The organism is Pseudoalteromonas sp. 11L1, assembly GCF_055397545.1.
On record NZ_AP041142.1, the window covers coordinates 732,416 to 749,062 of the forward strand.

Consider the following 16,647-nt stretch of genomic DNA (forward strand, 5'->3'; position numbering starts at 1 on the left):
CGCTACTAACAGCGCTCAGCTACTTGCACCAATATTTAGTGCGTAACCTACTTCGTGTTGTTTTTCTTCTTTAGAAATAAATAAGTTAGCAGCTATTACACCTTTTTCTTGGCTATTTTGATGAATAGTCGTAAGGCGAGGCACAAAACGGGCTGCTTCTTCTATGCCATCAAATCCAACAATACGTAGCTCACTCCCTATTTTTATCCCTTGTTTTATTGCTTCTCGCATGGTGGCGAGGGCAATTAAATCACTCATACATATGATCACATCAGGGCGTGGTGAGGCGTTTAATACTTCTTTTGCAGCTATGCTGGCAAAACGCTCGCTACTTTCAGGAATATTCCAAATGCGGTCGTCGGCTACCGTTACATTCGCTTCATTTAACGCACGCTGATAACCTCGTAAGCGTTGGTGAGAAATAGATTGACCCGTTTCAAACTCATGATGTTCGTAAACTCGGCACAATACATTTTCATCGAGTAATCTCAAGCCTAATATTGCCACGTTATCAGTTGCACTGTGCAAAACATGTTTGGCTATTTCGTAACTGGCTTGTTCGTTATTTATATTAATTGATGCGTTGCGGGCAATATCAAAATCCACAGTAACCACATGTTTTTGTACTGTTTTTAGTTGCTCTACCAGTGCTTTGTTTCGCGGGCGCCCATAACAAATAAACCCATCAACAAAATCAACAATGTTATTAAGGTTTTCGTTATTGCCTGAAAACAATAAAACATTAATGCCGTTTTTTTCAAGCACTGAGGTTACACCACGCATAAAGCTACTGGCGACAGGGTCTGACACCATATATTCCACGCTATCTGGTAGCACTAAAGCAACAATATTAAACGTGCCACTTCGCAGAGATTGCGCCGCTTTATTAGGGCCATAATAACCGAGCTCTTTGCAAGCTTTAAGTATGGCTTCGCGTCGTTTAGCCGAGAGTTGATCAGGGCGATTAAACGCATTTGAAACCGTAGCATTAGACACACCTAACTCTTTGGCAATACTTTTTAATGTCCAACGGTTTTTTGTATTCATATAACCTACTCAAGGGAGGATGCTGGTTGAAAGAGTAAATTAACATATCTGGCTTTAAATCAAAGTGCTAATTATTTAAAAGAGTCGTTGTAAGACGCTCTTTTAAATATTGCGAGAGTTTAGTGTACCAAACTGACCCACCCCTATGGGGTAACCTTTGAGGGAGTGATATTCAGCTTCACTAAATTAAATAGAGTTTGAAGTAAGTAAAAATCAATACAAAAGAATTGGTTGAAACCGTTTTCTCAAAACTAATATATCAATATTCGTTAATGTTATATAAAATATATTGTATACAATGATAATGAAGTGTTACAAATTGTATCTCAATAACCAGTTCTGGATTAAGAACATACTAATCATCGAAGGTATAATATGAAAATTAACACACTGATTTTGACGTTACCGATATTAGGTATGAGTTCAATGGCATTGGCTGACAAGGTGGAGGAGCGAACATTTAAACCTCAGACAGCCGTTGTAGAGCGTTTACATCATCATGGCGTTGAACAAAATCATAATGAAAAAGCACCGATTGCAAAAATGCAAAGCCAGCAAAAACTTTTTAATGCGCGTGTGATGACGATGCAAGCAGTCGCCGTTACGTGTGATTTGAATGCATTAGCAAACGCGAGCACATCAAGTATTATTACAGAAATTCAAAACCAAGGTACACAATGTATTAATGAGTTGTTTAGTGCCTCTGCTTTAACACAAAGTCAGGTGTTTACGTCTGATAAAATGTTTGCTGTTGCAAATCATGCTAAGGCACTTTCACTGACTTATGCTGGCGGCGGAAATGTAGAGTTGGAAGCGTTATTTTTATACCTACGAACTGGTTTTTACGCTGAGTTTTATAACGACAATGTTAGTTTTGCAACGTGGGTCACCACCGCAGTTGTGGGGGCGGTTGATGCATTTGTTGCCAATAGTCATTTTTACGACGATAACGACGGTCATGCTAAAACGTTAAACGAAGTAATCATCACAATGGACAGCTCAGAGCAACAACATCGTTACCTTGAAGTGGTAAAACAATGGTTGAGCCGTTTTAATGAAAGCTACGGCGCTAAGTGGAATGTACGAAGTGCAGTGAATGGTATTTTTACCTTGTTATATCGTGGTCAATGGAATGATGAATTTGTTACGGCAGTGGGCAAAGACACTGATTTAGTAACAAGGCTCAGTGCGTTTACTCAAAAACAATGGATGATTGGATCAGACGCACAGTACCTTATTGTTAATGCAGCAAGTGAACTTGCTCGGTTAAAGCAATACTCAGATACACCGATTCAAAGTGCTGTAGATACTGGTCTAAATGCTATTTTTTCAACGTATACTAGCTTTGGTTATGGTGATGCGGTTTGGCTTGCGGCAGCTGACTCGGTTAGTTATTACGCAGATTGTAATGATTATGGTATTTGTGGGTTTGTAGATAACCTGATAGGTCAAGCACTGTCACAAAGCTATAGTTGCAGTAGCACGATTAAAATTCGTTCGCAAAATATGACTGTTGCGCAACATGCCGCCGCGTGTGATGCAATGGGTGCTGAGGAAGGGCTATTCCATACTAAACTTGCCACTAATAACACCCCCGTAGCTGATGATAATAATAGCTTTTTACAAGTGAATATTTTCGATAGTAGCGACGATTACGGTAAATATGCGGGGGTGATTTTTGGTATTAATACCAATAATGGTGGCATGTATTTAGAAGGTGATCCATCCGTTGTTGGCAACCAAGCAAACTTTATTGCTTATGAAGCAAATTATGCAAATGCAGAGCATTTCGTTTGGAATTTAGAGCACGAATATGTGCACTATCTCGATGGGCGATTTGATCTGTATGGCGACTTTAACTCTCCTACAGAAGATGTTGTTTGGTGGTCGGAAGGGGTTGCTGAATACATTGCTAATTTAAATGATAATGACGCAGCAAAAGAAACCATTAGTGATGGCTCACGTTTTACCCTAGCACAAATCTTTTCCACTACTTATGATGGTTTTGATCAAGACCGAATCTATCGTTGGGGTTACCTAGCTGTGAGGTTTATGTTTGAACGCCATTATGATGAAATTAATACTATGCTTGCCCATACCAGAGTGGGTGATTGGATTGCCTACAAAGCAAAAACAGAACAGTGGAAAAGTAGTTACGAAAGTGAATTTGTACAATGGTGCGATGATTTAGTTGCTGGCGCGCCTTCAAATATTCCGCCGACAGTTCAAATCAACGGCCCATATTATGGCGTGCAAAATAATGACGTCAGTTTTACCAGCAATGGCAGTATTGATAGCGATGGCTCAATTGTAAGTTATCAATGGAACTTTGGTGATGGCAGTAGCTCGAATCAGGCTAATCCACTTCACAGGTATATCAGTGAAGGGGAGTACAACGTAAGTTTGATAGTTACTGACAATCAAGGAGCAAGTCAATCAGCTATCACGACAGCGACCATCGAAAAAGATAGTAGTGTCGGTGATAACATATTGCAAAATAATCAAACAGTTCAGACTAACGGCGCGCAAAATGAGCAGCAATACTTTACTTTTGCCGTTCCGCAAGGTGCCAGTGAACTAGTATTTACAATTACTGGAGGAGAAGGAGATGCTGACCTGTATGTAAGCTATGAAGCGGCACCAACAGAGACCGTTTACGATTGTCGTCCTTATATTGGTGGTAACGAAGAGCAGTGCGCCATTGACCCAGTACAAGTTGGTACTTATCAGGTTATGTTACATGGATATAATGCATTTGAAAATGTGCAATTAACAGCGTCTTATACGCCAGCCACTTCCAATGTGCCCGATGTATGTGCCACACAAGGCAGTCGTAGCAACGGTCGTTTAAATGATGGCGAAGCGGTTTGTTTAGGTAACAGCGGTCCGATGTGGTTTAGTCTTGCTGATGTGCAAAGTCAAAGTGGGATTGCAATCACCACGGCCAATGGCAGTGGCGATATAAGCCTTAGCTATGCAGAGAGCTCGTGGCCTAATGGCAATAACGAATTGGCTGAGTCAAATAATAGTGGTAACGACGAGTGTATTTATATTGCTAATTCAAGCCAATATTGGGGTTACTTAAAGGTATCAGGCTCAAGTAATGGTGTTAGTTTAGTCGTTGACTATAACAGTAGTGGATGTCGTTAATTACTCGCCCTATTAATGATTACTTTTATTGGAAAAGTTTATTCACACTATCTATGGAATAACACTTAAACTGAAAAATGCCGATCAGCTTGCTCACTGGTCGGCATTGATTTTTTTGAAAGGTTTTTACACTACTTTTGTCTTCAAAAGGTTATATTGGTTGCTTTTTGATGATGCGAATTTCTTCTCCGTCTACATCTAATCGTGCCGTGATCGTGATTAACATTGCTTCAGAGGTAGGGGTTAACCCAAACTCGTATTTCTTATCTTCATAAGGCGTGATTGCAACGTCCTGTTGTTGTGTATTTATTGGCACAGCTTGGTCGTAAGGTGTCGCAGTAAAAGAAATAGTACCCGTAGTAAGACCTGAATAAGGGCCAAACAAATGAGCATTAATTTACCAAGTCTCTAGCGCGGAAAATGGTTAACCAACTGACCTACGCTTACCTTATAAAGTACATCCCACGTTTTGCCTAAGTGGGAGGTTTATGCCAGAAGCATAATGCTTCGCTTTGGTAAAGTACGTGATTTCATACACTTATTTACCTCAAGCAGTTCACTGTAATAGCAGTACAAAACACTACCTATATGGTGAACAGCAAGAGGCGCCTAATCTCTGATGGAATGTTGCAAATTTATTATTAATTACTCAAAAACAAGCTAAGTGAAGTGAATAGTGCCAGTGGCTGCATGGTTTTCGTATACATGCAGCAGAGAGTGTTATAAATTAACTGATTGATTTAAATGGGTCGTCGATACTATGGGATGGCTCAGTAAACCACTTTGGCCCGTTGTCGGTCATATAAAAATGATCTTCTAATCTTATACCAAACTCATTTGGTACAACGAGCATGGGTTCGACACTGAAGCACATACCAGTGGCCAGAGGGGTTTTATCGCCGCCGACTAAATAAGGCCACTCGTGAATGTCTAAGCCAATGCCGTGGCCGGTACGGTGTGGGCACCCTGGCGTTTGATATTCAGGACCAAGGCCTTGCTCAGCTAAATAATTACGAGCTCCAGCATCTACGTCTTGACATGTTTGGCCTATTTTTGCTGCATTAAATCCAGCTATTTGTGCCGCTTTTTCATAATCCCAAAATTGGCGCTGGCGATCACTTGCTTCGCCAAACACATAAGTGCGGGTGATATCAGATAAGTAATCGTGCACTTTACAGCCAGTATCAATTAATACCACATCGTCTTTTTTAAGAATTTGCGCGTCTTTTACGCCATGGGGAAAAGAGGTAGCAACACCAAATAACACAATGCAAAAATAGTTACCTGGCGCACCTACTTTTTGGTGCGCTTGTTTAATAAAAGCTTCTACTTCTGTGGTGCTAATGCCTTCATACAGCATACTGGCTGTGGCTTTATGTACCACTAAGGTCATATCCATTGCGCGTTGCATTAATGCAAGTTCATTGGTTGATTTGTGCATACGACAATGTGCTGTTACGGGTTGTGCGTTAACCAGTTTTAAGCCGCTTTGTGCTTTTTTAATGCCATCAAAAATAAAAAACTGTGCACTTTCATCAATGCCAATAGTGCCATCTTTTGCAATGCCCATTTCGGTTATTACATCTACAAATAGCTGATATGGGCTTTCATGTTCTTGCCAACCATGAATTGGGCCATCAATCACTTTAAAGCCATTGAGTGAATCAATTTCAAAAAAAGGAGCAATATATTGTAAATCGCCCTGTGCAGGTAAAATTGCTCCCACCAGTCTTTCACTGGCATACCAACGCATTCCCGTAAAATAAGTAAGATTTGTACCAGCGTTTAGATATATGGCGTCAATACCATTTTGTTGCATGTATACTTGAGCTTTTTTAATTCGTTCTAGGTGCTCTTGCGGTTGGATCGGGGTTAAATCGTCAGTCATATTAGATAAACTGGCAAGTGCTTGTTCTTTGGTATGGGTACCAATACCTTGGGCTATCATAGTGCTTTCCTCGTAAGTGTGACTATTGTGCAAGTGGGGCGTGTGAACTGCAAGCAGCTTGAGATGAAAAGCGGCTGATACAATATGGTTTTATATCTACGCTAGGTACTTGTTGTAAACACAAACTAGTTATTAGCTCACCTGTAATAGCACCTTGAGTTAATCCAAGGTGCTGGTGGCCAAATGCAAAAAATAAATTAGTGTGGTTAGGTGCTTCGCCTATGACCGGTAATGAATCGGGCAGTGATGGTCTGCAGCCCATCCACACGCTACTAGGTTGAAGTGTTACCGCTGAATGATTGAGCATTGCTTTGGCACTGGGTAATAATGCCAAAGCGCGTTTATTATTCATTTTACGTTCTGTACCTGCGAACTCTACTGTTCCAGCAATTCGTAAACCTTGGCTCATGGGTGTCATAATAAAACTGCGCTCTGCAGAGGCGACAGGACGAGATAGACCATAATTACTCGATAACATGCAATGATAGCCTCGCTCTGTATCAAGAGGTACATTGTAACCTAAGGGCTTGAGCAGTAATTTGCTCCACGCACCAGCTGCGATGATGACTTTATCGGCTTGAAATTTTTGGTCAGGGCAATTAATTTCATAGCCACTATAAACAGGTGAAACCTCAATCACTTTTTGTTGGCAAAACTGCCCACCTAAAGCTCTAAATTGCTCAGCTAAACTTAAGCAAAATAAATGAGGATCAACGCTGTGCGCTACCTCTTTAAAAAATAATGCATGCGTTATGGTTTTTGCTAAATTAGGTTCCAGTCGTTGTAGTTGTTCAGCATTGAGCAGCTCTACAGCGATACCGTGTGATAAATATTTTTCAAACATAGCCTGTATTTGTGTAACTGGCGTTGTTTCGAAAGTGAGCAAGCTCCCTTTCTTTGTTATTAAATGATTTAATTTGAATTCATCTAGCAGGGTCTCGTAGGCTGTAATTGCACGGTGGTTGAGCGCCTGTAAAGCGTGGGTATTTGCTTTATAGGTTGAGCTAGCCATGTTATTAACAAACCGCCAAAACCAAGGTAGTGCTTTGATCACATAGCGCCAATCTATTCTAAGAGGGCCGAGTGGGTTTAATAGCATCATAGGCAGCTTTTTTAATAACGATGAGTGCGCTAAAGGAAATACTTGCTCTGTTGCAAAGTGCCCAGCATTCCCTTTCGAGCAGCCTTGAGCTAAGCCATTTTCATCATACAAAGTAACTGTAAAGCCAGCGCGTTGTAATTTTAACGCACAACAAATACCGATTATACCTGCTCCAACCACGCCAATATGTTGTGTTTTATTATCAGACAAAATGCTTACCTCTTTATGCAATATGTTTGTTGTGACGGATGTATTGTGTCTATCTCAAAATTGAATTTATTTTTTAAGTTACGAGATATGATTTTTCAATACTTGTTATTTTGCTTCATTGTTGTTTAGATTCAATGGTTTAATGTTTTTGCTACTGTTTTATAGATGCCCTTCAATGCCACTAAAGAAAGGAATGCTGAAATAGGATATTGATTATTGTATACAATATACCTACTATATCAAGCATAAACATCAATCAGGTAATTAAAATGACAGTAAATTGGCAACAGGCCTTTGGATCGTTTTCGGCTCAGTTTAATGAAGATGGCGCTATTCATTTTGCAAGTAGCGCAAACATGATCGATGAGCTAAATAATCAAACTGCTCACAGCGTTATTAAGCTAAACGCATCAGATGAAAATGGAGCTGTTACCACGCTTTACACTAAAGCAATGGCAAGCGGTATTGACGTAACAAAATTAAAGTTGGATTAAGTTATGCTCAAAGGGACCTTTTTTTGTATTGACGGCCATACCTGTGGCAATCCCGTAAGGCTAATTACCAGTGGTCACCCGCAATTGAGCGGACAGAGCATGAGTGAGAAACGCCAAGACTTTTTTCAAAATCACGATTGGATACGCCAAGCGCTAATGTTTGAGCCTCGTGGTCACGATATGATGTCGGGCGGATTTTTATATCCGCCTACCACAGAAGACGGCGATGCCGCTATCTTATTTGTTGAAACATCAGGGTGCTTGCCCATGTGCGGCCACGGCACAATGGGTATTGTTACGTTTGCTTTAGAGCATGGTTTATTACATGCAAAAGTGCCCGGGACCTTGCTATTAGATACGCCAGCTGGACGTGTACGAATCAATTATGAAATGACCGATGGTAAAGTTCAGTGGGTAAAAATTTATAATGTTCCCGCGTACTTAGCATATCAGTCAATTGTAATTGAAGTACCTGAACTGGGCGAGCTTAAAGTAGATATTGCCTACGGAGGTAACTTCTACATTATTGTTGAACCGCAAGCCAATTACAAAGGCATTGAGCATTTAACCGCTGGGCAAATTTTAAAGTACAGCCCGCAGGTGCGTGATGCCATAAACGCAAAAATAAAATGTGTTCACCCCCTTGACCCAACCGTTCAAGGTGCAAGCCATGTGTTATGGGCAGGCACACCTAAAAATGCCAATTCACATGCCGCAAATGCTGTTTTTTATGGTGACAAAGCCATTGATCGCTCACCATGTGGAACAGGCACTAGCGCCCGTATGGCACAGCTTTTTGCGAAAGGGCAGTTGGCCCAAGGGCAAGAATTTATCCACGAAAGTTATATCGGTAGCCAATTTATCGGCTGCATTGAACAGGTAACAGAAATCGCAGGCGTAACAGCCATTCTGCCAAGTATTCAAGGTTGGTCTAGAGTAACAGGCACAAGTGCTATCACAGTCGATGACGATGACCCATATGCATTTGGGTTTCAAGTAATATAATCAGGAGCAAAACATGACATTAACAGGACAAAGTTTAGTAGCAGGACAATGGGTTGGTGATTCAGCGAATGGTGAATTTAATGCATTTTCTCCCGCTGGTAATGAACCACTACCTACATGCTTTTTTAATCTCAGCGCCACTGAATTAAACGTTGCAATCGAAGCCGCACAATCGGCTTTTTATGAGTATCGTAAAACTAGCTATGCGCAACGTGCTGATTTTTTAAAGTGTATTGCAGATCAAATATTAGCGCTTGGTGATGATCTACTTGAGCAAACTCAGCAAGAAACCAACTTACCGCTTGCGCGATTGCAGGGGGAGCGCATGCGCACCGTAAATCAACTTAAAGCGTTTGCTAGTGCATTGCGCGAAAACCCTGAATCACCTTTGGGTTTAAAAATAGTGGATGAGGCCGATGCAACAAGATCACCGTTACCAAAACCACACACTGAACTTAACTATTTACCATTGGGGCCGGTTGCTGTGTTTGGTGCATCTAATTTCCCTTATGCCTTTTCAACATTGGGTGGCGATACAGCTGCGGCACTTGCTGCTGGGTGCCCGGCCATTGTTAAAAATCACACAGCGCACCCAGGAACCGGCGAGTTGATGGCACGTGCGGCGCTTGCAGCCATAAAAGAATGTGCGATGCCATTAGGCGTGTTTGCAATGGTGCAAAGCAAGGAGTATGACATAGCACATCAATTAGTTGCAGCGCCGGCAATTAAAGCGGTTGGCTTTACAGGCTCATTTAACGTGGCGAGTAAACTGCAAGAAACGATTGCTAAACGTGAAGAGCCCATCCCATTTTATGGTGAGCTGGGAAGTATTAACCCGCAAGTTATTTTACCCAATAAAGCCATTGAACAGAGTAAAGAAATGGCGCAGTCACTTTGCCAGTCAATGCTTATGGGTAACGGCCAGTTTTGCACCAGCCCTGGGCTTTGGTTAGTGCCAACCGGGTGTGATGAGCTTGAAGCACATATTACTGCGAGTATTAATGATGCACCATCTGACACTTTGCTCACGCCAGGCATTGTTAAAACGTTTAAACACCAAGTAGAAGAGCGAAGTCAACTTGCTCAAGTAAGCGTGTTAGGGAAAGGTAAGCTTGAGCAAACGTTCCATGCTAATGCACATGTATTCGTTTGTAATGCCGACGATTATTTAACAACCCCAGCGTTGAATGAAGAAATGTTTGGCCCTGCTGCATTAGTTGTGCGTTACGACAGTGAACAGCAACTTATGACATTAATAAATAAACTGCAAGGGCAGCTTACAGCCAGCGTTCATGGCACGAAAGCTGATTTAAGCAAAGCAGATAGCCTCATCGAAGCACTGCAATATAAAGTGGGTCGTTTGATAAAAAATCAGATGCCAACAGGTGTTGAAGTGTGTGGTTCAATGAACCACGGTGGGCCATTTCCAAGCTCAACGGATGTACGTAGTACCTCTGTAGGCACAAATGCAATGTTACGTTTTATGCGACCAATTTGCTATCAAGCATAAGATTCATTGGGCGGGATATGCAAATTTTATATTCCCGCTTTTCCTTTATAAACGCTAACTGAGGACGGAATCTAACTTGGCATCTCATGTTACTTGAGTATAATGTATGCTAAATGCAATACTTAAGGATCACCATGGCTATCGAACACAAAACACGCACCCAATTAGTAGCAGAAGCAATTCGTGAAAAAATATTAACCGGTGAAATCAAAGCTGGTGATCCACTGCGTCAAGCTGCACTTGCAGCTGAGCTTAATGTAAGCCGAATACCTGTTCGTGAGGCACTGCTTCAGCTCGAAGCTGAAGGGCTTGTAAATTTTGAAGCGCATAAAGGAGCCACGGCAACAGAGCTTTCAGCATCACAAATTGATGAAATCTTTGATTTAAGGGCATTACTTGAGGCTGAGCTGCTAAGTCACTCAATAGAAGGTTTAACAGATCAAGATTTAATTGATGCTGAGCTTATCTTAACTGAGCTAGAAAGCGCCATGGATGCAGGTGATACCCACCTAGCAACGGGCGATTTAAACAGCCGTTTTCATGGTAAGTTGTATTCACGCGCACAACGCCCACAAACTCGTGAACTAGTTGATATGTATAGTAAAAATTCAGAGCGTTATGTGCGCATGCATATTTTACTAGCGGGTGGTTTAACCACAGCACCAGAAGAGCACCGTATATTGTTAAATCACTGTCGTGCAAAGAACACTAAAAAAGCGTGTGACTTTTTGAAAAAGCATATCTTAGGCGCCAAAAACGACATTAAAAAGCTATTACTTAAAATAGAAGACGAAAAAAGGTAGTGTTAAATAAGCCCCTTATTAGCACATTTTTTATCATGTGCTCAGCTTGCTGCCCGTAGGCAAATAAGAATACTATATTTATGTTGTCTTTAACTTACCTCGATTAGTTTGCTTAATGCGATGTTAGCTAACTGAACAAGGTCCCATCAACTTTTCTGTATTATTAAGTGGGTATGTAAAAAATACTTTAGCTAGATAGGGTAAAAAACTCAGAAGTGCAAAGCTTAGTCTTACGCTATATTTGAATAAACGATATATCTGATTTTCTTTTATGCTCAAGTATGATTATTTAATAAGGTCAGTGCAATCACCGCAAGAGCAGCTTATCTATAGCTACAAAAACGCTCCGTAAAAACGGAGCTTTTGCTTGTCAATTTTTGAAAATTCAGTCTATTAAACCCAGACCCTCGAGTCGTTCTTTTGCTAAGGCATACCTTGTGTGTACATCATCAATTTGCTGTTGATTTAACTTTTTACCAAAAGTACGAAGCCCGCCAGTTACATCATTATGATGAATGCCAAATGCAAACTTAAGGTATTCTAAAAGTAACGGTTGTGCATCAAGGTAAGATATAGAATTCATAGCTTGAGAAATTTTGTTTGCCTCGGCCCACTCACCTTTATTCACGTATTCCTGCATAGTGACACTCGCTTTTGGAAATATACAGCCAACGCCTGTAATTCCACCGCATGCGCCAGCGAGTCCTGCATGTATAGTTACCGTATCTACACCTGCGAGTACTTTTATGTCCTTATTTTCTAGCACCATCGTTTCAATGACAGATACATCTATGGTGGATATTTTAAGCGCCGTAACTTCAGGTAAAGCGGCAAGCTTTGTTAGAAGGTCAGTTGAAAGTGGATGATAGCCAGCGGCGTCCGGGTTGTTATAAGGCATTATTGTAATACCGGCCTCTTTTGCAGCTGTGGCAGAAAGGGAATAATACGCATACATTTCCTCATCAGAAGGCGTGTATTTGGTTTTTGGTGGCATCACCATTACGGTGTCCACGCCAACAGTTGCTAGCTCTGTAACAATTTTGGCCAGCTCTTCTTTGGTTTCTGCGGCTGCGCCACTAATCAATGGAACATTGTATTCTTTAGCAACACTTGAGAGAGCTTTTAGTAAAGAAAGACGCTGTTCGGAGCTTAGGTAGCTGTTCTCACCAAGAGTACCAGAGCCAACAAGGCCTCCCATACGAGTTCCACCTTTGCCTTGCACCTTTAAAATATCTGCAGCGTATTTTTTCGTTGCATCAAGGTCAATTGCAACGGTTCCAGACTCTGTTTCTTTGAGCCATGTAAATACGGCTGGCATAACTGTGTATCGCCAATCTTTACAGTTTGTTTCCATTATATTTCCTCTAATAAGCAATATTGTATACATTATACATTTCGATTGTATCAGTAAAATTAACTTCGGCAAGTCTAAGAACTAAATTAAAAGGGTATCGTATATGTAAATTATACAGGGGCATGCAAAGGCGAGTAACGCTAACTATATAAAGTGGGGTTAATCATTTAACTATCTTCACGAACTATAGTTTGCTTCTTAATAACCTGAACTCTGGATTATAAACCTACCCCAAGTAGCTATTCTTAGCGTTAACTGAGTTTAATCTACTTGCAATAGGCTAACTATTGCAAGTAATTTCGCTTAGTACCCACTGAAAATCTCTGGCTAGAGAAAATAAACATAAATATCACTTTGATTCAAAATATTAGTAAATCTCTTAACCAGAGTTCAGGTTAAATACTTCAGCTCATGTATTAAATTACGATACTTAATAAAGCTTCCTTTAGTTACAAACTTGCAGAGCAATTGACTTTGTTTAATTTGTATTTAAATTTTAACTAAAAATTATCATATATTTAATATTGTATACAATATGTAATTTATGTATATTTTACGTCGAGGTTAGTCTCACAATAAAAATCTACAGGACCAAGGAATTCTTACATGATTACAAATAATAAAAAACAAACTCGAGGCGTGGGTGCTAGAACTCTGCTGGCAACTGCGGTAACAGCAGCATTATTAATTGCACCAGCGGCACACGCTGTTGATGGCAGTAGTATTGTTAAAGGTCATATTGTTGCGCAATCGGGGAATGATTTAACCGGCGCAACTATTACACTTAAGCACAAAAGCAAAGGGTTGGTTTACACCATTACCAGTAACGCCGAGGGTGATTACTTATTAAGAAACGTACCTGTAGGTACATACGATGTAACTATTGTAAAAGACGGTTATCAAGCAATGACTGAAGAAAATGTTGCGGTAACTATTGGCCAATCAATAATACTTGATGTACAACTTTATAAAGCTGGTATTGATATAGAGCGTATCGCGGTAGCAGGTTCGGCAATTCGTCGTGTAGATATGGCATCTTCCACCTCTGGCTTAACGTTTAGTGATGCTGAACTTAAAGCAATGCCGGTAAATACTGGTTTTGAGAGTATTGCGTTACTAGCGCCAGGTACTGCAGCTCCTGGTGGTTCTAATTTCAAAGGAGCCTCTAGTTTTGGTGGCTCATCAGCCGCTGAGAATGGCTACTATTTTAATGGCTTGAATGTAACCAGTATTCGCACAGGGTTAGGTTCAATTCGTCTTCCATGGGAGGCTATTTCGCAAACTCAAGTTAAAACGGGTGGTGTTAGCCCTGAATTTGGAGGGGCATTAGGCGGTATTGTAAACGCTGTATCTAAATCAGGCGATAATGATTTTAAACTTGGTGCAGAGGTGCGCTGGGATCCTGATAGTCTTCGTAATCAGCATGATTCAATATTTCAAGATAGTGGCACCATCAGTACCAACACTAAGCAAAGTAGTTACGATTTTAAAGAAGTACAGTTATGGGCGAGCGGTGCGCTTATTGAAGATACGCTGTTCTTCTATGGCTTATTTGCTCCACGCAGAGAAGAGTCTAGCAGCGCTGGGCAAACCACGTTCTCTGATTTTGAGCGTGATGAAGATCGTTGGTTCACGAAAGTGGATTGGTTTATTAATGAAGATCACTCTATTGGTTTCTCTGCAATGAACAATAAACGTACTTGGACTGACAAAACGTTTGCTTATAATTGGAAAGATAATGTTGTGGGTGATCAGCAAGGGGTAGATGCACCAGGTGAAGATGGCGGTAATGTTTATAGTATTAACTACAATGGCTATCTGACAGATACTTTTTCAGTGTCAGCCGTTGTTGGCCGTGTTACTGAGAATGTTGAGAACGTGGTAGCGTCTCCAAACCCAGGTGTATGGGATGAAAGAAATGGTTTTGTTACGTTAAGCCAGCATACTAATTCAGGAATAACAGAAGAAGAGTACATCCGAGACCAAGCTCGCATTGATTTTAACTGGGATTTGGATATGCATTCAATCCAATTTGGTATTGATTACACTAACGTGAAGGTCGATTTTTTTGAAGGTCAAAATGGTATTGGGGATGCTAAAGGCTGGTGGACAGTAAAAACGGCCGGTGAAAACGATGTATCGGGCGCTACACTAGGTACTGACTTTATCGAAAGAAGGATTCGTAGCCGTGAGGTCGATTCTGCTACCACTTCATTAGCGTTTTACATTAATGATTCATGGCAAGCTACTGATAATTTAGTGCTTAATATGGGTTTGCGTTATAGCCAGTTCGAAAACACTGTTTCAGATGGTCGGGCTTTTGTTGATATAGATAATCAAATCGCGCCACGTATACAAGCAATTTATGACGTTAATGGTGATGGTAGTGCAAAAGTATTTGCAACCTTTGGGCGTTATTTTCAACCTGTCTCTGCGAACATGAATATCACCCAAGGTTCTGCATCTATTGAATGGTTTGAGTATTTCGAACTGGATCAATTAGAAGGTAGCGGTTCACCTTCTTTATTAGCTGATGGCTCACCTAGCAGAGGGGATATGTTACGTGATAGACGCTGGCGTCAGCGGGGTATTACTGAACCAGGGCTAATTGCCTCTGCTTCTTTAAAACCAATGTACAGCGATGAATTTACAATTGGTTATCAGCAAGAAGTTTTTGATACGATGTCTGCAGGTGTACGTGCTATTTACCGTGATTTAGGTCGCAGTGTTGAAGACACTGATGTAGGCCCTGTGCTTGCTAAAAAGCTTGCTGAAATGGGTATAACCGATAACGTAGGGCAAGGTTCATATTACGTACTCAATAACCCTGGTGAAGCGATTCAAATGTCGTATGACTTTGATGGTGATGGAGAAATTGATAACATAAATTTAAGTGCTGATGAACTTGCACTTGCCGAAGCACAACGCAAATATTTGGCGCTTGAGTTTACCTTAGATGGCAATATAACTGATGACTTGCGTATCAATACTTCATATACATGGTCACATAGCTATGGTAATACCGAAGGTTTAGTTAAAACGGATAATAACCAAGCCGATCCTGGTTGGACGACCTCCTACGACTATGGTGATTTGATGGATCATGGCTATGGTAATTTACCAAATGACCACCGCCACGCTATTAAGTTTAGTGGCGCCTATAATATTACCGATTCACTGACCCTAGGTTTAGTTGCGCGAACTACATCAGGTCGCCCAAAGAGCTACTTCTCAGTTCACCCTGAAGGTGTCGATAGCTGCGAACAAGGAAGCCCATGGGATGCATGTGTTAGTAAATATTACGATCAAGCATCTCATTATGATGAAAATGGCAACCCTGCGCCACGTGGCAGTAAAGGTAATTTACCTTGGCTCACTAATATAGACATGTCATTGACGTACTACACTGACTTTTTTGGCTCAAACGTGATTTTAAAAGGCACTGTTTATAATTTGCTTAATAGCGATAGTGCGATAAATATCAACGAAGAGCGTGCTCAGTACGGTGAAAATGGCTTAAAGCTTAATCCTGATTATGGCTTAGTGACAGGACGTCAAGGTGCTCGCTATGTGTCATTGACCGCACGAATAGAGTTTTAATTTTCCCTGGTAAGAAGCTGTAAGAGCTCAACTTTAGTATCTCATGACTATGTTGGTGAATGCTAAAGTTGAGTTAATGTTTAAGCACATTCTCATCAAGAGCAACACAGCCTCGATGCTGGGCAGGCAACTGTTTGGCATTTTTGTAGTGAGTTATTGGCACTTTTATTACAAGAAATGAAGGCACATTGCATGCAAAAATAACAAGGGATAATTATGACTCAGCTTTGTTTTCTCATTGGCAGTAGTCACAACCCGATTGGTTACACATCTATACCCTTGATATGCATATGGACGGTGAGCCATTATATATTATTTTAAATGGCTTGCATCAGACACACATATTGATTTAATTGGAAATCATCATAAAGATAGTCGTGAATATGATACTTCCGCAATCACTCGTAGCAGTTTATTTGTAGAT

Annotated in this window: 11 protein-coding genes; 6 read left to right on the plus strand and 5 right to left on the minus strand. The window is 40.8% G+C overall.

All coding sequences use genetic code 11. The annotated features are described in order from the left end of the window. Positions 1-15 precede the first annotated feature (15 nt). Positions 16-1,047 (minus strand): LacI family DNA-binding transcriptional regulator, encoded by a 1,032-nt coding sequence (locus ACZ5WS_RS18905; RefSeq protein ID WP_464711866.1) that lies wholly within the window; start codon positions 1,045-1,047, stop codon positions 16-18. Positions 1,048-1,422: 375 nt separating this feature from the next. On the opposite strand from ACZ5WS_RS18905, the gene ACZ5WS_RS18910 reads away from it, so the two are divergent. Next, positions 1,423-4,197 (plus strand): collagenase, encoded by a 2,775-nt coding sequence (locus ACZ5WS_RS18910; protein WP_464711867.1) that lies wholly within the window; start codon positions 1,423-1,425, stop codon positions 4,195-4,197. Positions 4,198-4,348: 151 nt separating this feature from the next. Here ACZ5WS_RS18910 and ACZ5WS_RS18915 read toward each other — a convergent pair whose 3' ends face one another. The 3 genes from ACZ5WS_RS18915 to ACZ5WS_RS18925 form a co-directional block, all read right to left on the minus strand. Then, a complete protein-coding gene (locus ACZ5WS_RS18915) occupies positions 4,349-4,582 on the minus strand; it encodes a hypothetical protein (protein WP_464711869.1) in 234 nt (77 codons plus the stop codon). A gap of 342 nt (positions 4,583-4,924) precedes the next feature. Further along, positions 4,925-6,145 carry a M24 family metallopeptidase gene (locus ACZ5WS_RS18920; protein ID WP_464711870.1) on the minus strand — a complete coding sequence of 407 codons (1,221 nt, stop codon included), beginning with the start codon at positions 6,143-6,145 and terminating at the stop codon, positions 4,925-4,927. A gap of 22 nt (positions 6,146-6,167) precedes the next feature. Then, positions 6,168-7,460, minus strand: a complete 1,293-nt coding sequence (locus tag ACZ5WS_RS18925) for an NAD(P)/FAD-dependent oxidoreductase (protein ID WP_464712126.1) — start codon at positions 7,458-7,460, stop codon at positions 6,168-6,170. 266 nt (positions 7,461-7,726) lie between these two features. Here ACZ5WS_RS18925 and ACZ5WS_RS18930 point away from each other — a divergent pair, with 266 nt between their 5' ends. The 4 genes from ACZ5WS_RS18930 to ACZ5WS_RS18945 all read left to right on the plus strand — a co-directional run bounded on the left by ACZ5WS_RS18930 (position 7,727) and on the right by ACZ5WS_RS18945 (position 11,269). Then, positions 7,727-7,951 (plus strand): hypothetical protein, encoded by a 225-nt coding sequence (locus ACZ5WS_RS18930; RefSeq protein ID WP_464711872.1) that lies wholly within the window; start codon positions 7,727-7,729, stop codon positions 7,949-7,951. Positions 7,952-7,954: 3 nt separating this feature from the next. Further along, positions 7,955-8,956: a 4-hydroxyproline epimerase gene (locus ACZ5WS_RS18935; RefSeq protein ID WP_464711874.1), complete on the plus strand. Its 1,002-nt coding sequence runs from the start codon at positions 7,955-7,957 to the stop codon at positions 8,954-8,956. A 13-nt stretch (positions 8,957-8,969) separates the two neighbouring features. Continuing rightward, positions 8,970-10,466: an aldehyde dehydrogenase (NADP(+)) gene (locus ACZ5WS_RS18940; protein WP_464711875.1), complete on the plus strand. Its 1,497-nt coding sequence runs from the start codon at positions 8,970-8,972 to the stop codon at positions 10,464-10,466. Positions 10,467-10,600: 134 nt separating this feature from the next. Beyond that, positions 10,601-11,269 (plus strand): GntR family transcriptional regulator, encoded by a 669-nt coding sequence (locus ACZ5WS_RS18945; RefSeq protein WP_178956908.1) that lies wholly within the window; start codon positions 10,601-10,603, stop codon positions 11,267-11,269. A 385-nt stretch (positions 11,270-11,654) separates the two neighbouring features. Here ACZ5WS_RS18945 and ACZ5WS_RS18950 read toward each other — a convergent pair whose 3' ends face one another. Further along, complete coding sequence (locus ACZ5WS_RS18950; protein WP_178956907.1) at positions 11,655-12,623, minus strand: dihydrodipicolinate synthase family protein; 969 nt, start codon at positions 12,621-12,623, stop codon at positions 11,655-11,657. 606 nt (positions 12,624-13,229) lie between these two features. Here ACZ5WS_RS18950 and ACZ5WS_RS18955 point away from each other — a divergent pair. Next, positions 13,230-16,223 (plus strand): TonB-dependent receptor, encoded by a 2,994-nt coding sequence (locus ACZ5WS_RS18955; protein ID WP_464711878.1) that lies wholly within the window; start codon positions 13,230-13,232, stop codon positions 16,221-16,223. The last annotated feature ends 424 nt before the right edge of the window (positions 16,224-16,647 follow it).

Coding starts and splice junctions, on each gene's coding strand:
- ACZ5WS_RS18935 (WP_464711874.1), top strand. CDS start 7,955: ATGCTCAAAGGGACCTTTTTTTGTATTGACGGCCATACCTGTGGCAAT.
- ACZ5WS_RS18930 (WP_464711872.1), top strand. CDS start 7,727: ATGACAGTAAATTGGCAACAGGCCTTTGGATCGTTTTCGGCTCAGTTT.
- ACZ5WS_RS18950 (WP_178956907.1), bottom strand. CDS start 12,623: ATGGAAACAAACTGTAAAGATTGGCGATACACAGTTATGCCAGCCGTA.
- ACZ5WS_RS18945 (WP_178956908.1), top strand. CDS start 10,601: ATGGCTATCGAACACAAAACACGCACCCAATTAGTAGCAGAAGCAATT.
- ACZ5WS_RS18910 (WP_464711867.1), top strand. CDS start 1,423: ATGAAAATTAACACACTGATTTTGACGTTACCGATATTAGGTATGAGT.
- ACZ5WS_RS18955 (WP_464711878.1), top strand. CDS start 13,230: ATGATTACAAATAATAAAAAACAAACTCGAGGCGTGGGTGCTAGAACT.
- ACZ5WS_RS18920 (WP_464711870.1), bottom strand. CDS start 6,145: ATGATAGCCCAAGGTATTGGTACCCATACCAAAGAACAAGCACTTGCC.
- ACZ5WS_RS18940 (WP_464711875.1), top strand. CDS start 8,970: ATGACATTAACAGGACAAAGTTTAGTAGCAGGACAATGGGTTGGTGAT.
- ACZ5WS_RS18905 (WP_464711866.1), bottom strand. CDS start 1,047: ATGAATACAAAAAACCGTTGGACATTAAAAAGTATTGCCAAAGAGTTA.